The 18,632-nt window shown below is 75.0% G+C and carries 11 protein-coding genes; 10 read left to right on the top strand and 1 reads right to left on the bottom strand.

Going from position 1 to position 18,632, the window contains the following annotated elements; translation table 11 throughout:
* Positions 1 to 161: 161 nt before the first annotated feature.
* From IAG42_RS23280 to IAG42_RS23250, 7 genes are all read left to right on the top strand, one after another.
* Positions 162 to 1,571, top strand: coding sequence for a hypothetical protein (locus IAG42_RS23280; RefSeq protein ID WP_384625647.1), 1,410 nt, complete (start codon positions 162 to 164; stop codon positions 1,569 to 1,571).
* A 14-nt stretch (positions 1,572 to 1,585) separates the two neighbouring features.
* Complete coding sequence (locus IAG42_RS23275; protein ID WP_188338893.1) at positions 1,586 to 2,623, top strand: glutamate ABC transporter substrate-binding protein; 1,038 nt, start codon at positions 1,586 to 1,588, stop codon at positions 2,621 to 2,623.
* Positions 2,624 to 2,660: 37 nt separating this feature from the next.
* Entirely contained in the window at positions 2,661 to 3,983 is a 1,323-nt protein-coding gene (locus tag IAG42_RS23270) for a hypothetical protein (protein ID WP_188338892.1), read from the top strand.
* Between the two features lie 44 nt (positions 3,984 to 4,027).
* Positions 4,028 to 6,667: a serine/threonine-protein kinase gene (locus IAG42_RS23265; protein WP_188341565.1), complete on the top strand. Its 2,640-nt coding sequence runs from the start codon at positions 4,028 to 4,030 to the stop codon at positions 6,665 to 6,667.
* Positions 6,668 to 6,698: 31 nt separating this feature from the next.
* Positions 6,699 to 8,012, top strand: coding sequence for a PP2C family serine/threonine-protein phosphatase (locus IAG42_RS23260; RefSeq protein ID WP_223206133.1), 1,314 nt, complete (start codon positions 6,699 to 6,701; stop codon positions 8,010 to 8,012).
* Positions 8,013 to 8,057: 45 nt separating this feature from the next.
* A complete protein-coding gene (locus tag IAG42_RS23255) occupies positions 8,058 to 9,425 on the top strand; it encodes a vWA domain-containing protein (RefSeq protein WP_188338890.1) in 1,368 nt (455 codons plus the stop codon).
* 76 nt (positions 9,426 to 9,501) lie between these two features.
* On the top strand, positions 9,502 to 10,632 hold the full coding sequence (locus tag IAG42_RS23250; protein WP_188338889.1) for an FHA domain-containing protein: 1,131 nt from the start codon (positions 9,502 to 9,504) through the stop codon (positions 10,630 to 10,632).
* A gap of 250 nt (positions 10,633 to 10,882) precedes the next feature.
* Here the strand turns inward: IAG42_RS23250 and IAG42_RS23245 are convergent, their stop codons facing one another.
* A complete protein-coding gene (locus IAG42_RS23245) occupies positions 10,883 to 11,899 on the bottom strand; it encodes a methyltransferase domain-containing protein (protein ID WP_188338888.1) in 1,017 nt (338 codons plus the stop codon).
* A gap of 105 nt (positions 11,900 to 12,004) precedes the next feature.
* Here IAG42_RS23245 and IAG42_RS23240 point away from each other — a divergent pair, with 105 nt between their 5' ends.
* From IAG42_RS23240 to IAG42_RS23230, 3 genes are all read left to right on the top strand, one after another.
* Positions 12,005 to 12,409 carry a globin gene (locus IAG42_RS23240; RefSeq protein WP_188338887.1) on the top strand — a complete coding sequence of 135 codons (405 nt, stop codon included), beginning with the start codon at positions 12,005 to 12,007 and terminating at the stop codon, positions 12,407 to 12,409.
* Positions 12,410 to 12,595: 186 nt separating this feature from the next.
* Positions 12,596 to 15,877 carry an ABC transporter permease gene (locus IAG42_RS23235; protein WP_188338886.1) on the top strand — a complete coding sequence of 1,094 codons (3,282 nt, stop codon included), beginning with the start codon at positions 12,596 to 12,598 and terminating at the stop codon, positions 15,875 to 15,877.
* A 1-nt stretch (position 15,878) separates the two neighbouring features.
* Complete coding sequence (locus IAG42_RS23230) at positions 15,879 to 18,605, top strand: FtsX-like permease family protein (protein WP_188338885.1); 2,727 nt, start codon at positions 15,879 to 15,881, stop codon at positions 18,603 to 18,605.
* The last annotated feature ends 27 nt before the right edge of the window (positions 18,606 to 18,632 follow it).

Raw genomic sequence — 18,632 nt, 5'->3', positions numbered from 1 at the left:
GCGGAGCGCCCGATCACGTGTTCCACAGCGGGGGGTTCACACAAGATCCAGGGAAGCCCTGTGCGGATGCCCACCGCGGCAGCGATAATCGCGGCGACCGGACGACCATGGGGGAGGGGCGAGTGACACACCCGCCGAACGGGAGCGCGGCTCCGCCGACGATGCCGAGCGTGCCGCCACAGACCCGGGGCGGCCCGTCCCCGGCCCCACCGACGAACGCCCCGGCACCCCCCACGGCCCCGGCCCCGCCGCGACGCACGGCCTGGGCGGAGGGCGTCGACCGCCTGAAGGCGGCCGCGATCACGGAGCCGGGCCGGCTCCGCATCATCGGTGCCGTACTCGCCCTGCTCGTCGTCGCGTTCGGCGCGACGACGGCCTGGCAGATGACGGACCGTTCGAGCGCCGCGGACGACGTGCTGCACTCCAGCCAGCCGCTGAGCGCCGACGCCGCCGACATCTACCGCTCGCTCGCGGACGCGAACACCGCCGCGTCCAGCGGGTTCCTGGCGGGGGGCCAGGAACCGGCGGCGGTGCGCGACCGGTACGAGAAGGACATCCGCCGGGCCGCCGACAAGCTGGTGCGGGCCGCGGCCAGCACCGATCCCGACACGCCCTCGGCCCGCACGATCGCGCGTCTGAACACGCTGCTGCCCCAGTACAAGGGCCTCATCGAGCGCGCCCGCGCCAACAACCGGCAGGGTTTCCCGCTGGGCGGCGCGTATCTGCGGTACGCGAACCAGAAGATGCAGACCGAGATGCTCCCGGCCGCCGAGGACCTGTACACGAAGGAGAACCAGCGGCTGCGGGACGACTACGACGCGGCGACCCCGTACCCGTGGATCGCGATCGCGCTCGGCGTCGTCGCGCTCGGCGCCCTCGGCTGGGCCCAGCGCCGCAACTACCGTCGGACGAACCGGGTGTTCAACCAGGGCCTGCTCGGCGCGACCGCCGCGACGACGGTGGTGCTGCTGTGGCTGGTGGTGGGTCACACGGTGGCGCGCAGCGGCCTCGACTCCTCGTACGACCACGGGGTTCGCTCGCTGAACGTGCTGCACGACGCGAGCATCGCCTCCCTGAAGGCGCGGGGCAACGAGAACCTGACGCTGGTCAGCCGTGGCGCCGAGACGGTGTCCGTGCAGGGCGAGACCAAGGACAAGTACGACGTCGACTTCCAGAAGCAGATGGACCTGCTCGGCGGCCGGCTGAAGGAGGCCGCGTCGCTCGCCGACGACGCCTCGGGCCGTACCCCGGTCGGCACCGCGAACAGCGGCATGAAGGAATGGCTGAAGCGCCACGAGGACGCCCGCGCGCAGGACGACTCCGGCAACTACCAGGGCGCCCTCGACAAGATCATCGGTTCGAAGCAGGAGAAGCCGACGGGTGAGTGCTTCGACCAGGTCGACCAGAGCCTCGACAAGGCGCTGGCGCACGAGCAGGAGCAGTTCGACACGTACGCGGGCGACGGACGGGACGCGATGACGGGTCTCGTGGTCGGCTCGGCGGTCCTCGCGGTGCTCGCGGCGGCGGCCGCCGTGCTCGGCATCGGGCGCCGGCTTTCGGAGTACCGGTGAGAGGGGGTGCGGTGATGGACGAGCGACGGACGCGCGGGGTGAGTCTGCGCGGCTGGGGCGGCGTGGCGGCGATGGCGGTGGTGTGCGCCCTGACGGCGGTGTTCGCGCTGCTGCTCCCCCTGACGCAGCGCACGGCGGCGCCGGCCGACGGCGCGGGCATGGGCTCGGCGGGCGTGGCCGACGGCACGCAGGCGCGGGCGACGGACTGCGAGGCGGGCGTGGACGGCAAGGAGCCGGAGCGCAGCCTGCGTCCGAGCGGCGACGAGTCCGGGGACGCCGTGCGGGAGATCAAGGACCGCGGCTATCTGTCGGTCGGCGTCGACCAGAACAGCTACCGCTGGGGCTACCGCGATCCCAACAACCAGGACAAGAAGAGCGAGCTGGAGGGCTTCGACATCGATCTCGCGCACGAGATCGCGGGCGAGATCCTCGGCGACCCGAGCGCGGTGCGTCTCAAGGCCATCCCGACGAACGAGCGGATCCCGGCGATCCAGCGCGGCGACGTCGACATGGTCGTGCGCACGATGACGATCAGCTGTGAGCGGCTGAAGGACGTGGCGTTCTCGACCGCGTACTTCCAGACGGGCCAGCAGGTCCTCGCTCCGAAGACCGACAAGGACATCAAGGGCTTCGGTCCGTCGCTCGCGGACAAGCGGATCTGCACGGCGACCGGTTCGACCGCCTTCGACACGCTGGACACCGCGAAGAAGTCCGGCAAGCTGCCGGCCAGCGCCGACATCTCGACGACGGTGCCGAACCAGCTGGACTGCCTGGTGCGGCTGCAGCTCGGCGAGGTCGACGCGGTGGTGACCGACGGCGCGCTCGCGGCGAGCCAGGCCGCGCAGGACCCGACGGTGGAGCTGAAGGGCGACCCGTTCACCGAGGAGTACTACGGCGTCGCGATGAAGAAGGACGCGGACGGTTTGGTGCGCCGGGTCAACAAGGTGCTGGAGGACTACCGCGAGGACGGCGGCTGGCAGAAGTCGTACGACTTCTGGCTCAAGCCGGCGCTCGGCGCGTCCGACGGGCCGCCCGCCCCGAAGTACAAGTGACCCGCACACCGGCACGACGAACAGCGAGAGGTGATCGATGGGCGACGCGGGACCCCCTGGTCCGGTGATGGACCGGGACGAGGTGGACCGTGCCCTGGCCCGGCTCGGCGCCGAGCACGAGGCGGTCGAGACCTCGCTGCTCGCGCTCCAGGACCACGCGGGACGCCGCCTGCTGGAGGGCGCCGAGCTGACCGGGACGACCCGGGACCGCTGGGCGTCGGCCGAGCAGGCGATCACGCTGTTGTGGACGTACTTCGACGCGTACGCGGGCACGCTGCGCACGGCGCGGGAGATCCGGTCGCGGCGCCGCTGGTCCAGCCGGGACGATCTGGTGGAGCTGACCGAGCTGCTGCGCGGCGAGTGCGTGACGGTGGCCTCGGGCGCGGGCGGCTCCGCGCCGTCGTCGATCACGGGTCCGGCGAAGCTGTCGGAGCGGTTCACGCTGGCCGCGCTCGTGGAGCGGATGAACGAGCTGTACGCGTCCTCCCTGGACATGGTGGTGGCCGCGGACGCCGTCTGGTCGGCGCTGCCCGCCCGGATAGACCTGCTCGCGGCCGAGTTGGGGCGCACCCGCCAGCTGGCGCACTCGGTGGGGGTGCGTCCCGGTGAGCATCCGGCGGGCGACGACCTGGAGCGGATCACCGGTGCGCTGACCCGGCTGCGCTCCGAGGTGGTGTCGGACCCGCTCGCGTACTGGCAGAAGGCGCCGGGGAGTTCGGCGCCGGGCGGCGGCCGTCCGGACACGGCGGCGTACGACCGGCAGGCGCGGGCGCTCGACGAGGTGCGCCGGGAGATCGAGGCCGTGCTGACGGTCCGGCAGGACGCGGAGGCGCGGCTCGGCAAGCTGCGGGACGTGCTGTCGCGGGCGGACCGCACGCTCGCGGAGGCGCGGTCGGCGCGCGGGGAGGTCCTCGCGAAGATCGCCGCGTCGGAGGTGCCCGCGGTGTCGGGCCCGCCGACGGCCCTCCAGGAGCAGCTCGCCGCGGCGGCCGACTACCGGCGGCACGGCCAGTGGCACCGCCTCTCGCCGCTGCTCGAGTCCCTGGAGTCGAAGGCGGAGGACGAACTGCTGCGTGCCCGCGAGTCGTTGACGGCGGTGACGGCGCCGCTGGCGGTGCGCGCGGAGCTGCGCGGCCGCCTGGACGCGTACAAGGCGAAGGTGGCGCGGCTCGGTTACGCGGAGGATCCGTTCCTGGTGGAGCGGTACGACGCGGCGCGCCGCATGCTGTGGAGCGCGCCCTGCGATCTGCGGGCGGCCGAGGCGGCGGTGCTGCGCTATCAGCGGGCGGCGGCCGAGGCGCTGTCGTCACCGGGCGGGCCCGCGGGGGCCGCGCCCACGGACCGGAGGGGGGAGCCGTAGCCGTGAAGTGCACGCGGCCCGGTTGCACGGGCAGTTACGAGGACATGGGCGGGGAGCTGTACTGCGACACGTGCGGCCTCAAGCCGGCGGCGCCCGCGGGCGCCCTGTCGGAGGGGTCGTCGCGCAGTGCGGCGACGCACGCCTCGGCGTCGCCCGCGCCCCGCCCTCCGGGCACCTGTCAGCGGCCCGGCTGCGGCGGCCGGTACGAGGACGTGGGCGGCGGCGAGCTGTACTGCGACACGTGCGGGCTGGCCCCGGTGGTCGCGGCGAACGGGATGGTGTCGTCGCCGCCGACCGGGATCGCGGGCGGCGGTTCGCGCGGTTCGCAGAGCTCGTCGAGCGCGCGGGCGTCGTCGCGGACCTCGTCGCGGTCCTCGCAGTCGCGCCGCTCGGTGTCGGGCCGGCTCTCGCGTTCGCTGTCGGGGAGTTCGACGTCGCGGTCGGTGTCGGTGCGCAGTTCGGGCGCCTCGGCGAGCAGTTCGGGCCGGGCTCGGCTGGGCGCCGGTCTGGTGCGGGTGCCGGACGTGCCGCGGCCCGACCCGCGCGCGATGGTGCAGAAGCATCCCGAGGTGCCCGAGCGGAAGCGATTCTGCTCGCGCTCGGACTGCGGGGCGCCGGTGGGCCGGGCGCGCGGTGACCGGCCGGGCCGGACGGAAGGGTTCTGCACCAAGTGCGGGCACCCGTACTCGTTCGTGCCGAAGCTGGCCGCGGGCGACATCGTGCACGGCCAGTACGAGGTCGTGGGCTGTCTGGCGCACGGCGGTCTCGGCTGGGTGTACCTGGCGATCGACCGCGCGGTGTCGGACCGCTGGGTGGTCCTGAAGGGCCTGCTCGACACGGGTGACCAGGACGCGATGGCGGCGGCGATCTCGGAGCGCCGCTTCCTGGCGGAGATCGAGCACAGCAACATCGTGCGGATCTACAACTTCGTCGAGCACCTCGACCAGCGCACCGGCTCCATGGACGGCTACATCGTCATGGAGTACGTGGGCGGCAAGTCGCTCAAGGAGATCGCCAACGAGCGGCGCACCCCGGACGGCAAGCGGGACCCGCTGCCGGTGGAGCAGGCGTGCGCGTACGGGATCGAGGCCCTGGAGGCGCTCGGTCACCTGCACAGCCGCAATCTCCTGTACTGCGACTTCAAGGTCGACAACGCGATCCAGACCGAGGACCAGCTCAAGCTCATCGACATGGGCGCGGTCCGGCGGATGGACGACGACGAGTCGGCGATCTACGGCACGGTCGGATACCAGGCGCCGGAGGTCGCCGAGCTCGGCCCGTCGGTCGCCTCCGACCTCTACACGGTGGCCCGCACGCTCGCCGTGCTGACCTTCGACTTCCAGGGCTACACGAACGTGTTCGTGGACTCCCTGCCGGATCCGGACACCATCGAGGTCTTCCGCCGCTACGAGTCCTTCTACCGGCTCCTCGTGCGGGCCACGGACCCGGACCCGGCGCGCCGGTTCGCGTCCGCGCAGGAGATGGCGGAGCAGCTGACGGGCGTGCTGCGCGAGGTCGTGGCGCTGCAGACGAACCGGCCCCGGCCCGCGCTCTCCACCCTGTTCGGCCCCGAGGTGAAGGTCACGGACACCGAGCTGTTCCGCGTCCTGGACGGGGACGTGTCGCGGCTCGGGGTGCGCACCGTGCCCGAGCGCCGGCGGCGCGGGTCCGGTGCGGCGGCGCTGCCCGCGGCCCCGGACCGCCCCGCGCTCCCGCCGTCCCCGGCCGAGCTGGTGCGCCCCCTCGCGGCGGCCGCCACGGCGCTGGCCCTGCCGGTGCCGCGGGTCGACCCGGGCGATCCGAACGCCGGGTTCCTGGCGGGCCTGATGGCGTCGGCGCCCGCCGAGCTGATCGCGGCGCTGCACGCGGCGCCGACCGGCTCCCTGGAGCTGCGCCTGCGCGAGCTGCGGGCCCGCCTGGAGATGGGCGAGATGGACTCGGCGCACCGGGGCCTGACAGCGCTGGAGGCGGACCATCCGGACGACTGGCGGGTGGTCTGGTACCGGGGCGTGGCGGCGCTCGCGACGGGCGACCACGCGAACGCGGCGCTGTCGTTCGACGCGATCTACGACGCGTTCCCGGGCGAGCCGGCGCCGAAGCTGGCGCTCGGCGTGTGCGCGGAGGTGCTCGGCCAGTTGGACAACGCGGCGGAGTACTACCGCCTCGTGTGGGCGACGGACCCGAGTTATGTGAGCGCCGCGTTCGGTCTCGCCCGCGTGCAGTGGGCGGCCGGGGACCGGGGCGGCGCGGTGCGCACCCTGGAGTCGGTGCCGGAGGCGTCGATCCACTACACGGCGGCGCGGGTCGCCGCCGTACGGGCCCGGCTGCGCGGCCGGACGGCGGGGGGCGCCCCGCAGGGGGACCCGCTGCTGGGGGATCTGACGGCGGCGGCCGGGCAGGTGGAGGCGCTCGACGCGTTCGGCCTGGACGCCGTGCGCCGCGAGGAGTTGTCCACCGAGGTCCTCGGTACGGCGCTGGACTGGGTACTCTCCGGTAGGCAGGGTTCCGCTCCGCCGCAGGCCCCCGCCCGTGCGGCGGTGCTCGGCAGCGACCTGGACGAGCGCGGCCTGCGCCTGGGCCTGGAGCGTTCGTACCGGACACTGGCCAGGCTCGCCCGGCGGGGCGAGGAGAGGATCGAACTGGTGGAGCGGGCCAACCGTTACCGCCCCCGGACGTGGGTGTGAGTTGATGTCGCAGACGCAGAAGGCGGCCGCCATGTCAGTGTGTCCCAGCTGCGCGGAACCGCTCGAGGAGAGCGACCGCTTCTGCGGCGCGTGCGGGTACGACCTGTCGGCGGGGCCGGACGACCGGCCGACGCTGACGATGGCCGCACCCGACCTCGGGCCGGAGAACGAGGCGGAGAGCGAGCCCGGGGCCGCCTCCGTGGAGTGGCCGGCCGCGCAGGAGGTGGACAGCTCGGACACTCCCGCGCCGGTGCATCTGCCGACCGATCTGGAGGGCACGGACTCGGCGGGCGGTGAACTGCCCACGGCGGTCCGCTTCGACGGGCCCGACGCGGCGGCCGACGACTCCGGTGAGGACTTCCGGCTCGCGGCGCCCGACCCGCGGACGGCGACGACGCAGGAGCTGGAGGCGGCGACGCCGCCGGCCGGCACCAAGCTGTGCGTGGCGTGCCGGTCCGGGCAGGTCGACCCGGACGGCTACTGCGAGAACTGCGGGCACGCCCAGCCGCGCGAACGCGACCACATGGAGCAGGAGTTGGGCGCGGTCGCCGCGGTCAGCGACCGGGGCCTGCGCCACCACCGCAACGAGGACGCGTTCGCGGTGTCGTCGGCGGCGCTGCCCGACGGCTCCCCCGCGGTGGTCGCCGTGGTCTGCGACGGGGTGTCCTCGGCGACCCGGCCGGACGACGCGTCCCTGGCCGCGTCCCGGGCGGCCAACGAGGCGCTGCACGAGTCCCTGCCGCGCGGGACGCACCCGCAGCAGGCGCTGCACGAGGCGATCGTGGCGGCGGCCGACGCGGTGAACGCGCTGGCGGCGGAGCCCGAGACGGCCCGCGAGCACCAGCCGCACCAGAACGCGCCGGCCTGCACCTTCGTCGGCTCCGTCGTCACCAAGGAGCTGCTCGTCGTCGGCTGGGTCGGCGACTCGCGCGCCTACTGGGTGCCGGACGACCGGACCGCGCCCGCGGCCCGGCTCACCGAGGACGACTCGTGGGCGGCGCAGATGGTGGCGGCCGGCCTGATGAACGAGGCGGAGGCGTACGCCGACGAGCGGGCCCACGCGATCACGGGCTGGCTCGGCGCGGACGCGTACGAACTGGAGCCGCACACCGCCTCGTTCAAGCCGGACCGGCCCGGGGTGGTCGTGGTGTGCACGGACGGGCTGTGGAACTACGCGGAGTCGGCGCAGGACATGGCGCGGGCCGTCCCGGCCGACGCGGCGGCGCGGCCGCTGCACGCGGCGCAGGTTCTGGTCGGTCACGCCCTGGACGGCGGCGGGCACGACAACGTAACAGTGGCGGTGCTGCCGTTCCCCGTCCCGCCGACGGGGGCAGGATCGGCCTGATCCGGTCTGCCACAGAAGGCCTGATACAGCAGGGGGACTTGTCACATGGCCAACTTCTCGAAATCGAACGCCCCGCAGTTCTCGGTGGAGGTCTACCAGAACGAGTACCTGCCGGAGGGCGGCCGTGACGTCAACGCGATCGTCACGGTCACGTCCACCGGCGGGGGCACCGTCGGCGCGGCGAGCGGCGCGGTGGGGGCGCCGAACCTGTACAGCGCGGGCGGGGGCCCGGACGCGGCGGTCGCGCTGATGGTGGACTGCTCGGGCTCGATGGACTATCCGCCGACGAAGATGCGCGGTGCCCGCGAGGCGTCGGCGGCGGCGATCGACACGCTGCGCGACGGGGTGCGCTTCGCGGTGATCGACGGCACGCACGTGGCGCGGGAGGTCTATCCGGGCGGCGGCCGGCTCGCGGTCGCGGACCCGGCCACCCGCGAGCAGGCCAAGCAGGCGCTGCGCAAGCTGTCGGCGGGCGGCGGCACCGCGATCGGCACGTGGCTGCGGCTGGCCGACCGGCTGCTGTCCTCGCCCGAGGTGTCCCCGACGGCGGTGCGGCACGGCATCCTGCTGACCGACGGGCGCAACGAGCACGAGTCGCCGGAGGACCTGAAGGCCGCGCTCGACCACTGCGCGGGCCGCTTCACGTGCGATGCGCGCGGGGTCGGCACCGACTGGGAGGTGAAAGAGGTCACAGGGATCGCCTCCGCGCTGCTCGGCACGGCGGACATCGTCGCGGATCCGGCACATCTGGCCGGGGATTTCACGCAGATGATGGAGACGGCGATGGGCAAGGAGGTCGCGGACGTGGCGCTGCGCCTGTGGACCCCGCTCGGCTCCGAGATCACGTTCGTCAAGCAGGTGGCGCCCGCGGTCGAGGAGTTGACCGACCGCCGCACCGAGGCGGGCCCGCGCGCCGGTGACTATCCGACGGGCTCGTGGGGCGACGAGTCCCGCGACTACCACGTGTGCGTGCGGGTGCCGAACGCGGAGCTGGGCCAGGAGATGCTCGCGGCCCGGGTCTCGCTGGTGATCCCGCAGCCCGACGGCACGGCGCAGACGCTGTCGCAGGGGCTGGTGCGGGCGGTGTGGACGGACGACATGGCGGCGTCCACGTCGATCAATCCGCAGGTCGCGCACTACACGGGCCAGGCCGAACTGGCGCAGGTCATCCAGCAGGGGCTGGACGCCCGCAAGGCCGGAGACGTGGACGGGGCGACCGCGAAGCTGGGCCGCGCGGTGCAGCTGGCGGCGCTCTCCGGAAACGCGGACACCGCGAAGCTGCTTTCGAAGGTGGTGGACGTGGTGGATGCCGCGGAAGGTACTGTTCGATTGAAGGCGAAGGTCGCGGAGGCCGACGAGATGACTCTCGAGACCCGGTCCACCAAGACGGTTCGCGTGAAGAAACAAGCCTGAAGAAGCACGCCTGACGCAGGACGACGAGCAGTACGCCTGACAGCCAGGCACGTGAAGGAGAGGGGGAAGCGCCGACATGCCGACCTGCCCGAACGGACACCAGTCGGGTTCCGACGACTGGTGCGAGGTCTGCGGTCACCGCATGGCCGGTGCCGTGCCCCCGCCCCCGCCGCCGCCCCCGGCCGCCGGTTACGGATATCCCGGCCCGTCGGTGCCGCAGGCGCCGCAGGGCGGCGGACCGGGCGCGCCCGAACTGTGCCCGCAGTGCCGTACGCCGCGTGAGGGCGGTGCGCCGTTCTGCGAGGAGTGCCGCTGGAACTTCCTCACGAACACGGCGACGTCGTACACCCCGGCCGCGCCGAACCCGCCGCTGCCGCACACCTCCGGTGGCCCGCAGGGGGCGCAGGGCGCCAATCCGGCGCTGCGCTTCCAGCAGCCGCCGCAGGGGCCCGACCCGTACGAGTACCAGGGTTCGCGGCCCTCGCAGGTGAACCGGCCGGCCGAGCCGATCCCGCCGAACCCGTTCGGGGGCGACCCCTCGGGGCCGATGGCTCCGCCGCCGGGTCCGCACGCGACGGGCGGCGGTGTCCCGCAGGCCTTCCAGCAGCAGCCGCCTCCCCCGGCGCCGGTGCAGCCGGGCCCGCCCGGTCCGCCCGCGCCGCCCGCCCCGTCCTTCGGCGGCGGGGACGACTGGGTGATCTCGCCCCCGTCCTCGCAGCAGCCGGGCCCGCCCGCGCCGCCGCCCCATGGTTTCCAGCAGCAGCCGATGCCGCCGGCGCCGCAGCCCGGTCCGCCCGGGCCTGTGACCTGGTCGGCGACGATCGGTCCTGACCGCGAGTACTTCATGGCGATGATGCAGCGCAGCGGTCCCGAGGCGTCGGGTCTGAACCTGCCCGCGTACTCGCCGGAGCAGCGCCGTGAGCTGGTGGGCAACCAGATCTCGATCGGCCGCCGCCGGCACTCGACCGGGGACACCCCGGACATCGACCTGTCGGTGCCGCCGGAGGACCCCGGGGTCTCGCACCAGCACGCGGTGCTCGTGCAGCAGCCGGACGGTTCGTGGGCGGTCGTCGACCAGAACTCGACGAACGGCACGACGGTCAACGGCGGCGACGAGCCCATCCAGCCCTTCGTCCCCATCCCGCTCCAGGACGGCGACCGCGTCCACGTGGGCGCGTGGACGACGATCACGATCCATCGCGGCTGAGCGTTCTGGGCCGGTTCGTCGACTGACGGCCGGTGGGGGCTGGTCGCGCCCCGCGGCGGAGCCGCTGATGGACACAGCCCCGCGCCCCTGGAAGGCATGCGGCTTCGCCGCGCCTTCCCCGGATGAAAGGCGCCCTGCGCCTTGATCGGGGAAATGCGGCGCGCAGCGCCTGCATTTCAGGGGCGCGGGGAACTGCGCGACCAGCCACGACGCGAGCCGCACCCGCCGACGGCGAGCAAGCGGCTCCCCCTTAGGCGGAACCCCGCAGAGGCCACACATGCGGCCCCGCCGGATCGTCCAGCCACGCATAGGCCCGGCCCTGATCCAGGGTCACCCCGAACCGCTCACGCCCCGGCCGCCCCTCCCGCTCCCACACCCGGAGCACCTCCCGCGCGTCCACACCCCCGTACTCGCCGACCAGCGTGAGAACGAACCGGAACACCTCGTCCCGTACGAGACTCCTCGGCAGGCGGCCGGCCCACCCTGATCCGGCCTCCCCGCCGCCGGCCCCCCGCAGGGCGACGAAGTACGCCGAGGTGCTCAGGAACCTCCCCTGCGCGAACCCCGCGTCCCGCACCGTGAGCACGACGATCCCCGTGGAGAGCGGCGCCAGGATCCGCGCCCCCGGCCGGCACTGCTCCAGCCACACGAACGGCACCCCGCGCAGCGCGCACGTCACGATGATCCGGTCGAACGGCGCCCGTTCGGGACACCCGCGCGCCCCGTCCCCGGTGACGACGACCGCCCGGTACCCGGCGGCGGCGAGATGGGCCCGCGCCGACTCGGTGATCTCGGGGTCGAGGTCGACGGTCGTGACGGCGTCGGGCCCGAGCCGGTGCGCGAGCAGCGCCGCGTTGTAGCCGGTGCCGGCGCCGACCTCCAGGACCCGGTCCCCGTCCTCCACGCCGAGCTCGACGAGCATCGTCGCCATGAGCGAGGGCTGGCTGCTGGAGGAGATCAGCTCCCCGTCCCGCATCCGGGTGGCCAGCGGCTGGTCCGCGTAGGCGCCCTCCAGCCAGCGCAGGCGCCGCCGCGGGTCGGGATCCTGCCCCCACAGCCGCTCGTAGCCGCCGGGGACGCCGACGATGTAGTACGGCACGAAGAGGTGGCGCGGCACGGCGGCGAACGCGTCCCGCCAGCGGGGATCGGCGTCGAAGGCCCCGTTCAGCTCGATCTCGCGCACGAGTGCGGCCCGTGCCCGCTCCGCACGGACCGCGAGGTCACCGTCGCTGTCGCCGCCCTCGGCGTCGGCGTGCTCTGCACCCATATGTCCACCCTGCCCCGGCGGCCACGGTTCGGCGAGCCCCGGGACCGGGCCGGGCGGGGTCCTAAGCCCCGAGTCCTCGGCCGGGGCGTCTGAGACGATGGACGGGTGACTGAGATCCCGCGCGACACGCTTCAGGAGCTGACGTTCTACGAGCAGGTGGGTGGCGAGGAGACGTTCCGCCGCCTGGTGCACCGGTTCTACGAGGGCGTGGCCGCGGACCCGCTGCTGCGTCCGATGTACCCGGAGGAGGACCTGGGCCCGGCCGAGGAGCGGCTCGTGCTGTTCCTGATGCAGTACTGGGGCGGCCCGCGCACGTACAGCGAGCACCGGGGGCATCCGCGGCTGCGGATGCGGCACGCGCCGTTCCAGGTGGACCGCGCGGCGCACGACGCGTGGCTGCGGCACATGCGGGACGCGGTGGACGAGCTCGGCCTGTCCGAGGAGCACGAGCGCACGCTGTGGAACTACCTGACGTACGCGGCGGCCTCGATGGTGAACACCGCCGGCTGAGCCCGCCCCACCCCGCGCGCCCCCGGGCGGAGGCACCGCCTCCGCCCGATCTCCGGCACACGGGCTCCACATTCCGGTCACGATCCGGTCCAGACCTCTTCCGCAATGCGTACCGCCTCTGACAACATCCGGACAGACTTTCGGGGATGTACGGCGTAGAGCGCAGGGGATACGGGGGCGGCTGGCGTGTGGGATTTCGTCCTCCTGCGGGTGCGGGCGCACCGCCTGCTGCTCACCGCGGCCGTCCTCGCCGTCCTGCTCACGACGTCCGTCCTCGCGATGCTCAGCGCGTTCTCGGGGGCGATCGGCGACGCCTCGCTGCGGCACATGCTGCGCACCCGGGACGCTACGACGACCGCGCTCGTGGTGAAGGCGGACGTGCCGGTGTCCGGCCGCGACGCCGCCGGGGCGGCCGTCCGCAAGGGCACGGACCGCGCTTTCGACGGACTTCCGGTGCGCCGTCAGTCGCTCATCGCGTCGGGCGCGTACGCGCTGCCGGGACCGGATCGGGACCGGCCTGATCTGACCAGGTTCGCGGTCCTCGACCGCTCCGAGGTGAAGCTGACCGACGGCCGGCTCCCCCGGGCCGTCCCCGGAAAGACGGTCGAGGCGGCGCTGCCCCAGGCCGCCGCGCAGCAGCTGAAGCTCGCGCCCGGTGACCGTCTCGTCCTCACCGACCGGCTCGGCGGCAAGAAGCTCACCGTCGAACTGACCGGCGTCTACCGCCCGGCCCGCCCGCAGTCCCCGTACTGGGCGCTCGACGAGCTCGGCGGGCACGGCGTGCAGAAGGTGAGCTTCACGACGTACGGGCCGCTGATGGCGGACCCGTCGGTGCTGTCCGGGGGCCGGGTCGGCGTGGGCGAGTCGGCGTGGCTGGCCACCGCGGACTTCTCGGCGGTGACCACCGGGCGGATCGACGCGCTGCGCGACGCGGCGCGGGCGGGCACCCGGCAACTGGAGCACGACCCGGCGCTCGCCGGTTCGGTGACGGTCACCGGTTCTCTGCCCGACGTGCTGACCCGGGCCGAGCGGGCCCTGCTCGTGTCGCGGTCCACCCTGCTGATCGTGGCGCTGCAACTGGTGCTGCTCGCCGGATACGCGCTGCTGCTCGTGGCGCGGCTGCTGAGCGCCGAACGGGCCGGGGAGACCTGGACGTTGCGGGCGCGCGGCGGCTCCCGGGGGCGGATCGCCTCGCTCGCGGCCCGCGAGGCGCTGCTGCTCGCGCTGCCCGCCGCGGTGTGCGCGCCGCTGCTCGCGGGCCCGCTGACCCGGCTCGTCGCCGCGCAGGGCGCCCTGTCCCGGATCGGCCTGAAGCTCGACGTGGGGGTGGGCGCCGCCTCGGTGTGGCTGGTCGGCATCGGCGTCGCGGTGGGCTGCGCGCTCGCGGTGACGCTGCCCGCGCTGACCGCGCAGGGTCCCGGCGGCGGCCGGGCCAGGGCGCTGCCGGCGCCGCTGCGGGCCGGCGCGGACGTGGGCCTGCTGGTCGTCGCGGCCGTCGCCTACTGGCAGTTGGACCAGCAGACCTCGGGCACGGGCGCGCTGAGCAGCGACAGCAAGGGCAGTCTCGGCATCGACCCGCTGCTCGTGGTGGCGCCCGCGCTGGCGCTGCTCGCCGGCACCGTCCTCACGCTGCGGCTGCTGCCGCCGGTGGCGCGGCTCGCGGAGCGCGGCGCCGCCCGCGGCCGGGGTCTGTCGACGGCGCTCGCGGGCTGGCAGTTCAGCCGCCGCCCGATGCGCGGCGCGGGCCCGGTGCTGCTCCTCGTCCTCGCTTCGGCGATGGGCATGCTCGCGGTCGGCCAGGGCGCCTCGTGGGACCGCTCGCAGCGGGACCAGGCGGACTTCCGGGCGGGCGCGTCGGTGCGGGTGCAGGGCACGGAGCCCGGCATGGCGCAGGCGGCGGCGTATCCGGCGGTGCCGGGCGTCGAGGACGCGGCGCCCGCGCGGCGCGTCGAGGTCCCGCTGCAGAGCGGCCGGACCAGCACCGCGCTGGCCCTGGACACGGCCCGCGTCCACGACGGGATGCTGATGCGCGACGACCTCTCCGGCTCGACGCCGGGGAAGGTGCTCGGCGCGGTGCGTCCGGCGCGCTCCGCCGACCCCGGGGCGCCGGTGCCGAAGGACGCGGCGAGCCTCTCGTTCGCGCTGCGCGCGAAGACCGTCTCCGGTGGGAAGGGCGCGCCGCCCGGCGAGACGACGGCGGTCGCGGCCACGGTCGTGGACCGCTTCGGCCTGCCGTACCGCCTCACGCTCGGCAAGCTCCCGGTCGACGGCCGCGAGCACCGGCTCGACACCGGTCTGGGCCGGGCCGCGTACCCGCTGCGCCTGACGGGCCTGGAGTTCGTGACGGAGCAGCACCTCGGCGAGAACGCCTCGCAGCGGGTCACCCTGCGGTCCGTGCGGGCCCGCACGGCGGCGGGGGCCGAGGAGCCGCTCGACCTGTCCGCCGCGCGCTGGCGCACTCAGCTGCCGGACCCCGAGGGCACGACGGGCGGGGACGACCCGGCCTCCGCGGGGGACGCCCCGGCGACCGCGCCGCGCGTGGAGCGGGCCGGCTCCGGTCTCGCGTTCACGTACGACACCGGGTTCGTCTCCGCCGAGGACGCCGGATGGTTCGTGGCGACGCCGAGCACGACGGTGCGGCTCACGGTGCGCCGGCAGGTGGCGCTCACCGTCCCGGCGGTGGCCACCGACCGGTTCCTGGCCTCGGCCGACCTGAAGAAGGGCGACACGATGGACCTGCCGGTGCCCACCGGCACCGTACGGATCCGGATCGCCGGATCGGTCCGTGCCCTGCCGACGACCGGCGCCGCCGACCCCGAGCGCGACGGCGGAGCCGTCCTCCTCGACCTGCACGCGGCGAACCGCGCCCTCACCGAGCTCGGGTACCCGGCGCTCGACCCCGACGAGTGGTGGCTGACCACGAAGCCTGGCGATGACGCGCGCGCCGCCGCGGCCGCGCGGGATCTGCCCGGCGTCGACGCCTCGCAGGTGACCGCGCGCGCCGAGCTGGTGGACGCGCTGCGCGACGACCCGCTGGGCGCGGGCCCGCAGTCCGCCCTGTCGGCCGCGGCCCTGGTCGCGGCCGCGCTCGCGGCGGTCGGCTTCGCGGTCAACACGGTGGGCTCGCTGCGCGAACGCGGCGACGAGTTCGCGGTCCTCACCGCGCTCGGCGCGTCCCGCCGCCGCCTGACCCGGCTCGTCGCCGCCGAGCAGGGCGTGCTCGTCACGATCGGACTGCTCGTGGGCGCGGCGCTCGGCGCGTTCCTGACCCGGGCCGTGGTGCCGCTGATCGTGCTGACCGGGGACGCGTCCCGGCCCGTGCCCGAGGTGCTGATCCAGCTTCCGCCGTCACAGGTGGCGTTGCTGCTCGGCGGCGTCGCCCTGACCCCCGTACTGATCATCGCGGCGCTCGCGCTGCGCCGGCCGCCGCAGCTCGCGTCCGTGCTGCGCACGCAGGGAGGCGAGTGACATGGCGGCTCCCACCGCCCCTTGGGTGCGCACCCGGCTGCGCACCGCGCCCGGTGCGGCCGCCGCGCTCGGCGTGCTCGTGCTGCTCGCCGCGTTCCTCGCCGCCGCGTTCCCGCGCGCCGTCGCGGGCTACGAGGACGACGGACTGCGCCGCACCGTCGCCGAACTCCCGCCGCACCGCGCCGTGCTGGCCGTCACGACCGCCGAGCCCGGCATCGGCCGGCCCGACTCCGAGCGGGCGCAGCTGCTGCGCGAGGACGTCGTCCGCGACGCGTTCCGCACGGTCCACGGCCTGCTGCCCGCACCGTTCGAGGTCGACGCGCACGCCTCCTCGTACGGGGTGCGCTCGACGAACGCGCTCGCCGCAGACGAGACGTGGCTGCCCCGGCCCGACCGGCGGCCCGCCCGCTTCCAGCTCTACGCGCAGGGCGCCCTCGCCGGCCACGCCACCGAGGTGACGGGCCGGCTGCCGCGCAAGGTCGCGGCCGCCTCGGAGGTGGAGGCCGCCGTGACCGGGCCGGTCGCCGAGCGGATGCGGCTCAAGCCGGGCTCGGTGCTGCACCTCCCCGCGGGCGGTGAGAAGCGGATCACCGTACGGATCACGGGCGTCGTCACGCCCGACGACCCGGCGGGCGGCTACTGGGGCATCGACACCCTGCTGCGCACGCCCGAGCTCAAGCACGAGGACCCCCGCGACCCCGAGTCGCCCCGCTACTGGCTGGCCGGCCTGATCCTGCCGCCGGACGCGGCGCCCGTCCTGCTGCAGACGGACGGCAAGCCCGAGCAGTACCTCCAGTACCTGCCCGACGGCTCGGACCTGACCGCCTCCGACCTGCCCCGGCTGCGCGGCATGCTCGCGAACATGACGGCGGGGCAGGGCCTGTTGAAGGCGCGCGAGGCGACGAACGCGCCCTACACGTTCATCGCGTCCGGCCTCGGCGACGCCCTCACCTCCTACGAGCGGCTGCGCTCCGGGATCTCCCCCGTCGTGTCGGTCGCCGCCTACGGGACGGCGACCGTCGCCTGCATCGTGCTGCTGATGGCGGGCGGCCTCGGCGCGGACCGGCGCCGGGGCGAGTTCGCGCTGCTGCGCTCGCGCGGCGCCTCCCTGAAGGGGATCGCGGGACGGCTCGGCGCGGAGAGCGCCGTGGTGGCGGTGCCCGCCGCGGCCCTCGGCTGCTTCCTCGCCGTCCGCACGACGGACCACGGCACGCTGCCGCCCGCCGTGCTGGGAGCGGCGGCCGTCGCGGTGCTCGCGTGCGCGGCGCTGCCCGTGCGGGCCCTGTTCGCGCACCGCACGGTGCGGATGCAGGCCGAGCGCGACGACGTGGCCACCGCCCGCCCCTCGGCCCGCCGCACGGTCGCCGAACTGACCGTCCTCGTCCTCGCGATCGGCGCGATCGTGGCGCTGCGCCGGCGCGGCACGGGCGAGGGCGACAGCCTGGTCGCGCTCGCCCCGGTCCTCGTGGGGGTCGTCGCCGCGTTCCTCCTGGTCCGGCTCTACCCGCTGCCGCTGCGCCGGCTGACGGGCCCGATGTCCCGGCTGCGCGGAGCGGTCGGCTATCTGTCGCTGGCCCGCGCGGGCCGCGCGCAGGCGGGCGCGGGCACGGCGGTGCTGCCGCTGCTGGCCCTGCTGACGGCGCTGACCACGGCGGCGTTCGGCGGCAGCGTGCTCGCCGGGATCGACGCGGCCCGCAACCGGGCCGCCCTCCTGGCGACCGGCGCGGACGCCCGGGTCGCCCTGTCCCAGCCGCTGCCCGACGGCACCGCGGCCCGGGTGAAGGCGGTGCCCGGCGTCCGGGACGTCGCCCCGGTGGCGCTGCGCACCGACCTGCGCACCGGCACGGGCCGCCAGGTGAGCGTGGCGGCGGTGGACCGCGCCGCTTACGCCCGGCTGTCCCGGCACACGGGCCTGGGCGCGTTCCCGGTGGACGCTCTGGCGCCGGTGGCGGGCGGCAAGGGCCCGGTCCCGGCGCTCGCCTCGTCCTCCCTGGCCCGCCGCTTCCCGGACGGCCGCCTGACCCTCCAGGTCAACGGCCAGGAACTGCCCGTCCGCATCGCCGCCGTCCGTCCTACGACCCCTGCCCTCGCGGACGACGAACGCGACTTCCTCGTCATGGACGCCGCCGGGTTCGGCCGGGCGAGCGGCACGACCACCGACCCGAGCACCCTGCTGCTGACCGGCGACGCGATCGACGGCGACGCGCTGCGCAAGGCGGCGGGCAGCGGCGTCGTCGTCCAGACCCTCGCCGCCGAGCGCGCCCGCTACGTCGACTCGCCGCTGCAGTCCGGCGCGACCGACGTGTACGTGTCGGCCGTCGCGGCGGGCGCCGGGTTCGCCGTGCTGGCGCTGATGCTGTCGCTGGCCCGGGCCACCCCGGAACGGCTCGCGCTCCTGGCCCGGCTGCGCACCCTCGGCCTCACCCGCCGCCAGGGCCGCCGCCTGCTGATCCTGGAAGCCCTGCCGCAGGCGCTGCTCGCGGCGGCCGGCGGCACGCTCACCGGCTGGGCGGCGATCCGCCTGCTGGCCCCCGGACTCGACCTGTCGACGCTGGCCCTCGCCGACGCCAGGAGCGCCGCCGTCTCCCGGCTGACCACCGACCCGCTCTCCCTCGCCGTACCGGCCGTGTGCGTGCTCGGTGTCGCGGTCGGGGTGGCGGCGCTGCAGGCCTGGTGGGCGGGGCGGCGCGGCTCGGTGAAGGAGCTGCGGGCGGGTGAGTCCGCATGACACACGACTCGAACGAGCTGACGTCGA

The sequence above is a fragment of the Streptomyces xanthii genome (genome assembly GCF_014621695.1).
GTDB lineage: Bacteria > Actinomycetota > Actinomycetes > Streptomycetales > Streptomycetaceae > Streptomyces > Streptomyces xanthii.
The sequence above is the reverse complement of the archived record's forward strand: the minus strand, read 5'-3'. Positions and strand labels throughout refer to the sequence as shown.